Annotated in this window: 6 protein-coding genes; all 6 read left to right on the top strand. The window is 69.7% G+C overall.

Going from position 1 to position 13,709, the window contains the following annotated elements; all coding sequences use genetic code 11:
• A partial coding sequence (locus G3573_RS14280; protein WP_205598262.1) for a hypothetical protein occupies positions 1 to 517 on the top strand: 517 nt, incomplete at its 5' end.
• Positions 514 to 1,665 (top strand): hypothetical protein, encoded by a 1,152-nt coding sequence (locus tag G3573_RS14275; RefSeq protein WP_163261913.1) that lies wholly within the window; start codon positions 514 to 516, stop codon positions 1,663 to 1,665. The genes G3573_RS14280 and G3573_RS14275, both read left to right, overlap by 4 nt.
• Before the next feature lie 346 nt (positions 1,666 to 2,011).
• Positions 2,012 to 4,942, top strand: coding sequence for a TonB-dependent receptor (locus tag G3573_RS14270; protein WP_240454715.1), 2,931 nt, complete (start codon positions 2,012 to 2,014; stop codon positions 4,940 to 4,942).
• A gap of 183 nt (positions 4,943 to 5,125) precedes the next feature.
• Positions 5,126 to 6,793: an energy-dependent translational throttle protein EttA gene (ettA, locus tag G3573_RS14265; RefSeq protein WP_163261912.1), complete on the top strand. Its 1,668-nt coding sequence runs from the start codon at positions 5,126 to 5,128 to the stop codon at positions 6,791 to 6,793.
• A 228-nt stretch (positions 6,794 to 7,021) separates the two neighbouring features.
• The gene (locus G3573_RS14260; RefSeq protein ID WP_163261911.1) at positions 7,022 to 10,762 is read left to right on the top strand and encodes a calcium-binding protein; all 3,741 of its coding nucleotides are present in this window, start codon (positions 7,022 to 7,024) and stop codon (positions 10,760 to 10,762) included.
• A 184-nt stretch (positions 10,763 to 10,946) separates the two neighbouring features.
• The gene (locus G3573_RS14255; protein WP_163261910.1) at positions 10,947 to 13,430 is read left to right on the top strand and encodes a family 16 glycosylhydrolase; all 2,484 of its coding nucleotides are present in this window, start codon (positions 10,947 to 10,949) and stop codon (positions 13,428 to 13,430) included.
• The last annotated feature ends 279 nt before the right edge of the window (positions 13,431 to 13,709 follow it).

Genomic DNA, 13,709 nt, shown 5'->3' with positions numbered 1-13,709 from the left:
GGCGGCGAGCGGGTTGCTCGAGAGCGCCGATCCGGACCTGCGGGCGCGGGCCATGCGCGCCGCCGCCGCCGTGCCGGCCGCGGCGGACCTGCTGCTGCCGCTCCTGCGGGCGGGATTGGCCGCTCATGTGGAAGAGCCCGAGCAGGCCAGGCTCCGGGCCAGCCGCGCCGCGCACCCGGAGCTCCCGGTTTCGGCGCGGCGGCAGGCGATCCTGGACGAGCGTCATCCCGGCGCCGAGACCCCCGAGATCGCCCAGGCCGCCGCCTTCGCCGCCGCGCATTACGGGCCGCAGGCCCTGGCCGAGGTTTGGCCGTCGGTCGAACCCCAGGTGATGAGCGCCGTCACCGACGAGCGGGTCTGGAAAGACCATGCCTCTCTCGTCGCTTTCTTCAGGCTCTGCGACGCGGCCCCTGGCCGGCTGGCGGCCCTGCCGGCCGCCTATCCGCAGTCGGCGGTGGTCCGCGACGCCGCCGCCGCCTGTGCTGCGCGCCGGGCGTCTGGAGCGCCGACGCCATGAGACGGCGGCGCCTTCTCGCCATCGTCGTCGCAAGCGTCGTCGGACTGGTCGCGCCCGCCGCGCAGGCCGGTCCGGCGCCCGATCCCAAGGCGGGGGTCGTGGTGCAAACCTGGCGCGCCGGGCCGACGATCCACAGCACCGACTGGTCCTGGCCGTCGGCGCGCTTCCTTTACGACGCGGCGATGAGCGGCCGCTTCGGGCCAATCGAGACCCGCGTGTGGCTGAACGGGAGCGAGCGGGTGCGCCGCTGGGAGCGGATCGACGACTTCGACGCCTGCGCCGAGATCCTGGGCGCCGGCGACGTCGACGTCTTCGACACGCCGCTCGTCGGCTTGCAGGATTGGTGGTCGGAGGAGGGCCTCGTTCAGGGACGCTGCGTGGTCGGTCGCCTCGTCCCGGAGGTGAGCGGGGGGTATGTCGCTTCCTATGCGGGGCGACGCTCCTGGGGGCTTGTGCTGAAGCGGCGCGCCGACGGGCGCCGGGTCGGTCGCTCGCCCGACGGGATCTGGACGCTGTTCGGCCTGGCGGAGCCGCCCTTCGACCGCGGGCCCGACCAGGTCGACGACGACACCTTGATCCGCGCCCTGCTCGGACCGGCGCGTATGCGCGAGGCGGCCGGCTACGTGATCCGGGCGCGGGCGAGCGACGGTCGCACGACCAGCCGCCGGGTGGGGCAGGCGCTGGCGGACAGCGGCCTGCTGCGCGCCGAGGCGCCGGAGGTGCGCGCGGCCGCCATCCGGACCGCCGCGGCGATTCCGGGCTCCGTCGACCTCCTGCTGCCGGAGATCCTGGCCGGCCTGGACGAGCCCGCCGAACCGATCCGCTATACCGAGGCGCGGCTGAGCGGCGCGCTGGACGCCGACGCCCCGGCGCCGGGCGGCGGCCCCGGCGGCCACCACCCGATGATCGCGCAGGCGGGCGCCGAAGCGGCGGTCAGATTGGGGCCGCAAGCCTTGGCGCAGATCTGGCCGCGTATCGAGCCTCCGGCCATGCGCGCGCTGGAGAGGAACGACCTGGGCGTGTTCGTGTCCGCCCTGCGTGGCCTGTGCGGGGTCGATCCCGGCCGGGTGGCCGCGCTCGCGGCGGCGTATCCGACGATCGCGGCGGTTCAGGCGGCTGCCGACGCCTGCCCGGCGCCCGCACGCTGACGCCGTCCAGCGCCTGCGGCCGCGCCGCGACTCGCCCTGCGTCTCAGCTCGCGTTCCGTGTGCCGTGAAGGGGTTCGCTGCTGGCTTGTGGCCAGTAGAACGCCGTTTTGTATCAAAAAACCATCGGTATATATCAAAACAATATAAGTATTGGCCAAATTGTCGCGACGCATGCGGCAGTCTGTCGCGGAAAGTGTGGCTTTTGTGACACGTACTTACGTCGATCATTGTTTTTAGGTGTTTTGCACGTCCTGTCGCATTGTTTGATCGACAAGTTTTCGTCGAATTCCAGCCGCGGACGCCCAATCGATGTCGAAACGAGGGCGCCGCGATTGGGAGAGTATCGTTGTTCACTGTTTACAAGCGCGAGCGCCTGCTGGCGTCCGCCGGCCTGGCGTCCCTGATGATCGCCGCGGCCGCCTCCACCGCCGCCTACGCCCAGGAAGCCGCCCAAGACACCGCCTCGGACGACAACGCCGCGGTTGAAGAAATCGTGGTCACGGGTTCGCGCATCGCCCGTAAGGACTACGTCGCCAACAGCCCGATCGTGACGGTCGGCCAGCAGGACTTCCAGGACACCGGCTCGGTGACCATCGACACCCTGCTGAACGACATGCCGCAGTTCGTGCCGCAGTCGAACTTCACCTCGAACAACCCGTCGAACGGCGGCCAGGCCAACCTGCAGCTGCGCGGCCTGGGCTCGCAGCGCACCCTGGTGCTGATGAACGGCCGCCGCGTGGTCGGCTCGAACTCGGACGGCACGGTCGACGTCAACGTCATCCCGACCGCCCTGATCAAGAACATCGAAGTCATCACCGGCGGCGCCTCGGCGACCTACGGCTCGGACGCCCTGGCCGGCGTGACCAACTTCATCCTGCGTGACGACTTCGAAGGCATCCAGGTCGACGCCCAGTACGGCCAGACCTCCCGCGGCGACGGCGAGACCCAGAGCGTCTCGGTGACCATGGGCGGCAACTTCGCCGACGACCGTGGCAACGCCGTCCTGTCGCTGGGCTACTCGAACCGCGGCGAGATCTTCAACGCCGCCCGTCCGTTCTCGTCGATCTCCGGCGCCTCGGCGACCACGCCGCTGGGCAGCACGATCTTCGACGCCACCAACCTGCCGTCGCAGGCGGCCGTGACCGCGGCGATCGCCGGCGGCAAGCCGAGCGACACCTTCGGCTTCAACAACGACGGCTCGGTCTTCGACTACAAGAACCGTAACGGCTTCAACAGCCCGGGCGGCATCGACTATGACGGCTTCGCCCAGCCGGGCGCGACCTACAACCCGAACTTCGCCTACAACACCGGCGCGCTGAACTACCTGGCGATGCCGCTGACCCGCTACAACGTGTTCGCGAGCGGCACGTACGAGGTCAACAAGTGGGCCAAGGCCTACGGCCAGGCGCTGTTCACCCAGTACGAGTCGACCCAGATCCTGGCCCCGACCCCGGCCGCGGGCAGCGCCACCGGCTTCCGCGTCAAGGCGACCAACCCGTTCATCCCGACCGAGCTGAAGTCGCTCCTCGACTCCCGTGCGAACCCGAACGGCACCTTCCGTCTGGACAAGCGCTTCAACACCGTCGGTCCGCGTGAAGGCGTCGACAACTACGACGTCTTCCAGATCGTCACCGGCGTGAAGGGCGACCTGCCGATCAAGGACTGGAGCTACGACGTCTACGCCCAGATGGGCCGCGTCGACCGCCTCACCACCCAGACCGGCAACATCTCGCGTTCGGCCGTGCAGACCCTGCTCGACGCGGCGGACGGCGGTAACTCGATCTGTGCGGGCGGCTTCAACCCGTTCGGCGACAACGCCATGTCGGCGGCTTGCGCGGCCTACGTCGGCCGCACCAGCAAGAACTCGACCCGTTCGGACCAGCGCGTGGTCGAAGCCACCGTCCAGGGCGGCCTGTTCGACCTGCCGGCCGGCGAAGTGCGCTTCGCCGCGGGCATGGACTACCGCTCGGACGAATACACCTTCACCCCGGACGCCCTGCTGTCGACCGGCGACGTGGCGGGCTTTAACGCCCAGAAGCCGCTCGAAGGCCAGGTGGACGTGAAGGAATACTTCGCCGAAGTGCTGATCCCGGTCCTGCGCGACCTGCCGTTCATCGAAGAGATGAACCTGAACGTGGCGAGCCGCGTCTCGGACTACAGCTCGATCGGCCAGGTCGGCGCCTACAAGATCGACGGCGACTGGCTGATCGGCGGGGGCCTGCGCGCCCGCGGCGGCTTCCAGCGCGCGGTCCGCGCCCCGTCCATCGGCGAACTGTACGCGCCGCAGAACCTGACCTTCGCGTCCATCGGCACGCCGTCGGCCAGCGGCAACGGCGGCGACCCGTGCGACGTCACCGGCAAGTACCGGACCGGCGCCAACGCCGCCCAGGTCAAGGCGCTCTGCGCCGCCCAGGGCGTCCCGGGCGCGGTGCTCGACACCTACACCTACACCAACAGCCAGGCGTCGGGCCTCACCGGCGGCAACCCGGACCTGAAGGAAGAGACCGCCGACACCTACTCGGTCGGCATGGTGTGGCAGCCGCACTTCGACAACCCGTGGCTGGAGAAGCTGTCGGCCTCGATCGACTACTACTCGATCGAAATCGCCGACGTGATCGCCTCGGTCGCCACCACCGACCAGCTGCAGCTCTGCTACAACGCCAGCGGCACGTCGAACCCGACCTACGACCCGAACTACTGGGCCTGCCAGATGTTCAGCCGTAACCCGGCGACCGGCGAAGTCATCGGCGCCAAGGAGTTCAACGGCAACCTCGGCGCGCTGCGCACCTCGGGCATCGACTTCCAGGTCGACTGGGGCTTCACCTTCGCCGACGTCGGCCTGCCCGACCTGGGCAAGATGAAGTTCAACGTCACCGGCACCAAGCTGCAGAAGTGGGAGATCCAGAACGTCCCGAACGGCGAGTTCACCGACCGTACCGGCACGATCAGCAACAGCTTCGGCATGACCTTCCCGGAATGGAAGTGGCTGGCCGGCGCCGACTGGTCCTACGGTCCGGCTTCGCTGGGCGTGCGCTGGCGCTACCAGGGCGAGGTCACCAACTTCAACGACACCAGCAAGACCATCGACGCGGTCAACTACTTCGACCTGAACAGCTCCTGGTCGGTGAACGAGCGCGTCGCCCTGCGCGCCGGCATCAACAACCTCACCGACGAGATGCCGCCGGTCTACACCCCGGCCGTTCAGGCGAACACCGATCCGTCGACCTACGACGTGCTCGGCCGTCGCTTCTACCTGGGCCTGACCGCCAAGTTCTAAGGCGATCGGATCCGGGGCTGAACGCCTCGATCAAGACGGGAACGGCGGGCCGAAAGGCCCGCCGTTTTCGTTTGCGGACCCCGCCGCGACGCCGCAGGGCCTAGCCTTCCGGCGCGTCGCCCGCTAAATCCGCGCCGACTTCCCGTATTCCCCATTCACCCGCGAACCCGCAGGCGCTCGCCCATGGCTCAACAGTACATTTTCCAGATGCAGGGCCTGACCAAGGCCTATCCCGGCGGCAAGAAGGTCTTCGAGAACGTCTGGCTGAGCTTCTATCCCGACGCCAAGATCGGCGTGGTCGGGGTCAACGGCTCGGGTAAGTCCTCGCTGCTGAAGATCATGGCGGGGATCGACAAGGAGTTCGGCGGCGAGGCCAAGGCGGCCGAAGGCACCAAGATGGGCTACCTGGAGCAGGAGCCGCATCTCGACCCGTCCCTGAACGTCTGGGACAACGTCATCGCCTGGTGCGAGGAGAAAAAGATCTTCGACCGCTTCAACGCCGTGGCGATGGAGATGGCCGAGAACTACACCGACGAGCTGATGGAGGAGATGAACACCCTCCAGGAGCGGATCGACGCCGAGAACCTCTGGGACATCGACAGCCGCATCGAAATGGCGATGGACGCCCTGCGCTGTCCGCCGAACGACTCCGGCGTCGACAAGCTGTCGGGCGGCGAGCGTCGCCGCGTGGCCCTGGCCCGCTTGCTGCTGTCCAAGCCCGACATGCTGCTGCTCGACGAACCGACCAACCACCTGGACGCCGAGTCGGTGGCCTGGCTGCAGCACCACCTGGAAGCCTTCCCGGGCTGCGTGATCCTGGTCACCCACGACCGCTACTTCCTGGACCAGGTCACCAAGTGGACGCTGGAGCTCGATCGCGGCAAGGGCGTGCCCTACGAGGGCAACTACTCCGGCTGGCTGGAGCAGAAGCAGAAGCGCGTCGTGCAGGAGCAGAGCGAGAGCGAAGCCCGCCAGCGCGCCCTGACCCGCGAACTGGAATGGGTCCGCTCCGGCGCCAAGGCCCGTCAGGCCAAGTCGAAGGCCCGTCTGGCCGCCTACGAGAAGATGGTCACCGAGCAGGAGAACTCCCGCGCGGCCCAGACCTTCGCCACCATCCAGATCCCGCCGGGCCCGCGCCTCGGCAACCTCGTGCTCGAGGTCCAGGACCTCGAGAAGGAGTACGGCGAGAAGGTCCTGTTCAAGGGCCTGACCTTCAAGCTGCCGCCGAACGGCATCGTCGGCGTCATCGGCCCGAACGGCGCCGGCAAGTCGACCCTGTTCAAGCTGATCACCGGCCAGGAGCAGCCCGACGCCGGCTCGATCCGCCTGGGCGAGACCGTGAAGCTGGCCTATGTCGACCAGAGCCGCGACGCCCTGGATCCGAACAAGACCGTCTGGCAGGAGATCAGCGGCGGCACCGACGTGATGCTGGTCGGCAAGCGCGAGATCAACAGCCGCGCCTACGTCGGCGGCTTCAACTTCAAGGGCGGCGACCAGCAGAAGAAGGTCGGCCTGCTGTCGGGTGGTGAGCGCAACCGCGTGCACCTGGCCAAGACCCTGGCCGCCGGCGGCAACGTCATCCTGCTCGACGAACCGACCAACGACCTGGACATCGAAACCCTGCAGGCCCTGGAAGAGGCGCTGGAGGACTTCGCCGGCTGCGCCGTGGTGATCAGCCACGACCGCTGGTTCCTGGACCGCCTGGCCACCCACATCCTGGCCTTCGAGGGCGACAGCCACGTCGAATGGTTCGAGGGCAACTTCGAAGCCTACGAGGAGGACAAGAAGCGCCGCCTCGGGGCCGACAGCCTGATCCCGCACCGGATCAAGTTCCAGAAGTTCTCGCGCTAAACACGAAGGGCCCGGCGGATCACCGCCGGGCCCTTTTGCTGTCCCGAGCGGCGCGTCAATCCGCCGCTGCCGGCCGGCCGCGCGCGTCGGCGGCGGGCTTCCCAACCCGCGCAAGCATTCCGTGTGGTTTGTCGCCGGTTCGCCCGTGTTCCGCGAACGCAAATAGGCTTCGACCGCCCCCGCGCGGTGCAGATACAGCCCGGCCGCGATCTGCTTCCGGGGGCTGAAATGACGACCGTCACGCTGAACACGACCTTGTCCTTCGACGTGACCGGCCGGTCCATGCCGAACCTGTTCGTGGCCCTGTTCGGCACGGCGGGGCAGGCCTACAGCCTGGCCAGCCAGACCGCCGCGGAGGTGGTTCTGCGCAGCGGCGGGCCGTCCTATCCCGACTGGACCGTCACCCTTCGCCCGGCGACGACGTTCGGGCCGGGTTCGGCGCCGGGCGAGGTGTTCGCCGGCGCGATCGCCTGGGCCGAGGTGCGCACCCGGTCGGGCGCCCTGGTCATGACCATCGCCGACTTCGGTCCGGCGGGCGTGGGCTTTGCGAAGTTCGCGAGCGGCGACTTCGACCATCTGCAGGTCGTCGGATCGTCGCTGTCGGACCGCTGGCTCGCGGGCGACGCGAACGACATCCTGAACGGCGGGGGCGGCGACGACATCCTGCTAGGACGCGGCGGGAACGACGTGCTGCGCGGCGGCGACGGCGACGACCAGCTGCAGGGCGGGACCGGTGACGACATCATCTACGGCGACGCCGGCGGCGACACCATCACCCTGACGGGCGACGGCGTCGACCTGGTCGGCGGCGGCGATGGCGACGACATGATCGATGTCTCCATCCCTGACCTCGGCGTGCCGGGCGCCGTGCAGCTCGACGCCGGCGCGGGCTACGACGTGGTCGGCGTGTGGCAGTCGCTTGGATCTCAGGCGTCGGGGCCGCTGACCATTTATCTGGACCAGGCGGGGCCGAGCGCGCCGGGGGTCTGGCGCTTCAGCGGCGTCGAACGGCTCGAGATCGGCGCCTGGAGCGGCGTGCGGGTCTACGGCGGCGCCGGAAACGACGTGATCATCGACCATTTCAATTCCGGGGCGGACGCCTTCTTCGGCGGCGCCGGCGACGACGTCCTGCAGATCTCCGGCGGCGACGACCTGGTCGACGGCGGCGAGGGCTTCGACACGGTCTTCCTGGTCCCGAACGACGCCTATGTCGGGCCGGAGGGCCGGCCGCTCACCGTCGACCTCGGGCTCACCGGTCCGCAGGACACCGGCTACGGGCGCGACACCTTCATCTCCATCGAGCGGCTGGTCGGCCATGGCGGGGCCGACACCTTCTACGGTTCCGCGCGCGGCGAGGTCCTGGAAGGCGGCCTGAACAACGACCGGCTGGAGGGCCGCGGCGGCGACGACACGCTCGACGGCGGCGCGGGCGACGACACTCTGATCGGCGGCGACGGGGTGGACGCGGCCAGCTACGCGGAGGACGCGGCCTCGGTCGCCGTGGACCTCGCCCTGTCGGCCGCCCAGGACACAGGCGGCTCGGGTGTCGATCGGCTGGAGGGGATCGAGAACCTGATCGGCACGGCCTACGCCGACGTGTTGTCGGGCGACGCCGGGGCCAACCAGCTCCGCGGCGGCGTCGGCGACGATCGGCTTGACGGGCGCGAGGGCGACGACGTGCTCCTCGGGGGCTTCGGCGACGACGTCCTGATCGGCGGGGCCGGTGTCGACACCGCCTCCTACGCCGATGTCGGTACGTGGGACGGACGCGGCGTCGTCGTCAGCCTGGCGGCGGCGGGGATCCAGGACACCGGAGCCGGCGGCCGCGACCAGCTTTCCGGCATCGAAAACCTGGTCGGCTCCAACTGGAACGACGTGCTGACCGGAGACGCCGGCGACAACCGCCTGAGCGGCGGTCTCGGCGACAACGTGATGGAGGGCGGCCTCGGGGCCGACTGGCTGGACGGCTGGGGCGGTCGTTCCGACACCGCGTCCTACGCCGGTGCGGCGGGCGGCGTGAACGTGAATCTCGGCTTCTCGGGATGGCAGTACGTCGGAGCGGCCGCGGGCTGGGACGTCATCCAGTACGTCGAGAACCTTGCAGGCTCCGCCTTCGACGACGTGCTGCGCGGCGACGCGGGCGCCAACATCCTGACCGGCGGGGCCGGCGACGACGTGCTGGAGGGCGGCTACCACGACGACCGGCTGGACGGCGGGGAGGGGCGGGACACCGCGTCCTACGCCGGAGCCTCCGTGGGCGTGGTCGTCAGTCTGCGATCGGCGGGGACCTGGCAGACCACCGGCGTCACCGGCGGCGTCGGCTGGGAGTTCCTGACCTCGATCGAGAACCTAGCCGGTTCCGCCTATTCCGACATCCTGTGGGGCGACGCGGGGGTGAACGTACTGAGCGGCGCCGGCGGCGCCGACGTGCTGTTCGACGGCGGCGACAGCGCCGACGAACTGTTCGGCGGCGACGGCGACGACGTGCTCGTCGACGAGGGCGGCGACGACCTCCTCGACGGCGGCGCCGGAAGCGACACCGTCTCGTATGCGAGACTGGAGGCTCTGCGCTGGCAGCCGTCCCTCGGCGTGACCGCGGACCTCTCGGTGGTCGGCGTCCAGGACACCGTCCGCGCGGGCCTGCAGCGCCTGGTCCAGGTCGAGAACCTGATCGGCACCGACTTCAACGACACCCTGCGCGGCGACGCCGGCGGCAACCGTCTGGACGGCGGCGCGGGTGACGACGTCGTCGACGGCGGCGCCGGGGCCGACTGGCTGGAGGGCGGCGCCGGACGCGACGCCGCGTCCTTCGCCCGGGCCCAGGCCGGCGTGCGGGCCGACCTGTCGCTGGCCGGCGCCTGGCAGAACACCGACGGCGGCGGCTGGAAGGTGCTGGTCGGGTTCGAGGGGCTGACCGGCTCGGCCTTCGACGACGTGCTGCGCGGCGACGCGGGCGCCAACGTGCTGGTCGGCGGCGGCGGAAACGACGTGCTGGAGGGCGGTCTGCACGACGATCGCCTCGACGGCGGCGCGGGCTCGGACACCGCCTCCTACGCCGGCTCGGCCGGCGGCGTGACGGTCGACCTGGGCGTCGCTGGCTGGCAGCTGGCCGGCGCGCAGACCGGTTGGGAGATGCTGACCTCGATCGAGAACCTGATCGGCTCGCGCTACGCCGACGTGCTGATCGGCGACGCCGGCGACAACGTGCTCGAAGGCGGCCTGCACGACGACCGGCTGGACGGCGGCGCGGGGTCCGACACCGCCTCCTACGCCGGCGCGACCGGCGGGGTTACGGTCAATCTCGGCGTCGCGGGCTGGCAGCTGATCGGGGCGGAGACCGGCTGGGAGCTGCTGACCTCGATCGAGAACGTGCGGGGCTCGGCCTTCGCCGACGTGCTGGTCGGCGACGGCGGCGACAACGTGCTTGAAGGCGGTCTGCACGACGACCGGCTGGACGGAGGGGCGGGGACCGATACGGCCGCCTACGCCGGTTCGACCGACGGCGTGACCGTCGACCTGAACATCGCCGGTTGGCAACTGGTCGGCGCCCGGACCGGCTGGGAGCACCTGACTTCGATCGAGAACCTGATCGGCTCGCGCCAGGGCGACGTTCTGCGTGGAGACGGCGGGGCCAATCGGCTCGACGGCGGCGCGGGCGACGACCTGCTGGTTGGCGGCGGTGGCGGCGACCATCTGATCGGCGGGCTCGGGAACGACGTCCTGACCGGCGGCGCGGGCGACGACATCTTCGTGTTCGCGCGCGGCTTCGGCCAGGACCGCATCACTGACTTCGTCGCGGGCGGCGTGGAGGACCGGCTCGACTTCAACGAGCTCGTCGCCTCGGGCGTGACCTGGACCCTGGGGCAGGCCGGGGCGGACGCGGTGTTCAGCTTCAGCGACGGATCGGTGCTGACCCTCGCCGGAGTCGATTCCAGCAATCTGGTCCAGGTCGGCTGGTACTGGGTGTGACGTGATCTCGGCACGTGCCGGCGTTCCGCCAGATGTTCGGTTTGCGCCGCGGCGCCTCAGGATTGATTGAGATCAAGTTCGCTGAACACGTTCCGCGAACGCGGAAGTTCTGCGTCCACTGGTCAACTGTGTTCAAAGAGCACGGTGCTTCACTTTTGCCGCCTCGCGAAAAGAGAGGCGTCAAATGGCCGAACTCAATTCCAAGGGCGTCTGGCTTCCGACGAGCGGCGCGACCAGCAAGGGCGTCGCCGGGACCAGCGCCAAGGAAACCCTGTACGGGACTTCGGGCAATGACGGCATCCGCAGCGGCGGCGGCGGCGACACCCTGGTGGGCGGCGCCGGCGACGACACCTACACGACTGAAAACCGCTACGACGTGGTCATCGAAAAAGCCGGCGAGGGTGTCGACACGGTCAACGCCGTGCGCAGCTACTGGCTGCCCGACAACGTCGAGAACCTGAACGCCTACGGCTACGACTCCTACGGCCAGGGCAACGCGCTCGCCAACATTCTCAGGGGCTTCGACGGCGCCCAGACGCTGAACGGCGGGGGCGGCGACGACGTGCTGATCGGCGGCGCCGGGGCCGACGTCTTCATCGTCGAGCGCGGCGGCGGCAGCGACGTCATCAACGACTTCCAGGCCGGGGCCGGCCGGACGACCGACACCGTGCGCCTGAAGGGGGCGTCGCTCTACACCTTCGACCAGGTGAAGGCGAACATGGTCCAGTCGGGCGCGGACGTGGTGCTGAACCTGGGCGGCGGCGAGAGCCTGACCTTCCGCAACCACAAGGTCGCCGACTTCGCGGCGGACGACTTCCAGCTGCCGATCGACTACGGCCAGCTGACCCTGACCTTCAACGACGATTTCAACAGCTTCGACCGGCGCGTGAACTGGCAGGGCGCGGGCGTCTGGAACACCACCTTCGGTCCGGGCGCGTCCTACGACACGCGTACGCTGCCGGGTAATCGCGAGCAGCAGTACTACGTCGACCAGGACTTCAAGGGGATGGGCGTGAACCCGTTCTCGGTGAGCAACGGCGTGCTGACCATCTCGGCCAACCCGACCACGCAGGCGCAGAAGGACGCGATCGGCGGCTCGGCCAACCTGTACACGTCGGGTCTGATCAACACCCGCGGCACCTTCAGCCAGCAGTACGGCTACTTCGAGATGCGCGCCGACCTGCCGGGCGGGCAGGGGCTGTGGCCGGCCTTCTGGCTGCTGCCGCAGGACGGGTCGTGGCCGCCCGAGCTGGACGTGATGGAGATGATCGGTTCGGACCCGACCGTGGTCTACACCACATCCCACTCCAAGGCGTCGGGCACGCACACCTCCGACTCCAAGGGCCAGGTCATCGGCGACTCCAGCGACGGCTTCCATACCTACGGGGCCCGGTGGGACGCCAAGGACATCGTCTGGTACGTCGACGGCGTCGAGATCTACCGGTCGGCGACGCCGGCCGACATGAACAAGCCGATGTACATGCTGGCCAACCTGGCGGTGGGCGGCTCGTGGCCGGGCAGCCCGGACGGGACCACCCAGTTCCCGGCGCAGATGCACATCGGCTACATCCGCGCCTACAGCCTGACCCCCTCAGGCCAGCCGAACGCCACGCCGACGCCCGCTCCGACGCCGGCCCCGACGCCGGCGCCGGTCCCGACGCCCTCGGTGATCGTGGGCGGCGAGGGCGCGGACGTGCTGATCGGCGGCGCCGGCCCCGACGTCATCGACGGCCGCGGCGGCCCGGACGTGCTGGAGGGCGGCCTGCACGACGACCAGCTGTACGGCGGCGCCGGTTCCGACACCGCCTCCTACGCAGGCGCGTCGGGCGGGGTGACCGTCAATCTCGGCCTGCTCAGCTGGCAGCACACCGGCTCGGCCGGATGGGACCTGCTCAGTTCGATCGAGAACCTGAGGGGCTCCGACTACGCCGACCGGCTGGCGGGCGACGCCGGCGACAACGTGCTGGAGGGCGGCCTGCACGACGACCAGCTCAACGGCGGCCCCGGATCGGACACCGCGTCCTACGCGAGCGCCTCGGGCGGGGTGACCGTCAATCTCGGCCTGATCGGCTGGCAGCTCACCGGCGCGGCCGGCTGGGACGCCCTGGCCTCGATCGAAAACATCACGGGCTCCAATTACGCGGACACGCTGGCCGGCGACGCCGGCGACAACGTGCTGGAGGGCGGCCTGGGCGACGACCAGCTCAACGGTGGTCCGGGGTCCGACACGGCCTCGTACGTCAGCGCGCAGGCTGGCGTCACCGTCATGCTCGGCTCCGTCGGCTGGCAGAACACCCGCGGAGCCGGGTGGGACGCCATGGCCTCGATCGAGAACGTGATCGGCTCGAACTTCAACGACAACCTGCGCGGCGACGGCGGGGCCAACGTGCTGATCGGCAACGCCGGCGACGACGTCCTGTTCGGCGGCGGCGGGGACGACCTCTTCGTGTTCCAGCCGGGCTTCGGCAAGGACCGGATCGGCGACTTCGTCGCCGGCGGGAGCGATGACGTGATCGACCTGCGCCCGTTCATGGGCACGGGGATCGGCATCACCCTGACCCAGTCCGGCGCCGACGCCGTCTTCACCTTCTCGAGCGGCGACGTGCTGACCGTCAGCAACGTCTCGGTCTCGAGCCTCGTCCACAATCCGGACTGGACCTGGAGTTGATCCGGCGCGGCCGCCGCTTTGCGAGATCGCGTTGAGTAGAGGAGGGGTTCGGCGGGAAATCGCCGGGTTCTTTTGCTTTGCGCCGCCAGTTGCGCCAGCTGGCGCGGGGCGGTCATCAAGTTCATTGAAGGTTCGGTCGCTCCCGGAACGGTCTTCGGCCCTCCGGGCCGGATGTCGTTGAGCATCCGGAAGGCCGGGCGGGCGCGGGCCGGCGTCGCCCGCCCGGCGCGCGCGCAAGCCCCGCGCCGTGGGTTCGGCCGTGACGGGCCGCCGCAGAAC

Source organism: Caulobacter sp. 17J65-9 (genome assembly GCF_010975005.1).
Lineage (GTDB): Bacteria > Pseudomonadota > Alphaproteobacteria > Caulobacterales > Caulobacteraceae > 17J80-11.
The sequence above is the reverse complement of the archived record's forward strand: the minus strand, read 5'-3'. Positions and strand labels throughout refer to the sequence as shown.

Coding starts and splice junctions, on each gene's coding strand:
- G3573_RS14275 (WP_163261913.1), top strand. CDS start 514: ATGAGACGGCGGCGCCTTCTCGCCATCGTCGTCGCAAGCGTCGTCGGA.
- ettA (WP_163261912.1), top strand. CDS start 5,126: ATGGCTCAACAGTACATTTTCCAGATGCAGGGCCTGACCAAGGCCTAT.
- G3573_RS14260 (WP_163261911.1), top strand. CDS start 7,022: ATGACGACCGTCACGCTGAACACGACCTTGTCCTTCGACGTGACCGGC.
- G3573_RS14255 (WP_163261910.1), top strand. CDS start 10,947: ATGGCCGAACTCAATTCCAAGGGCGTCTGGCTTCCGACGAGCGGCGCG.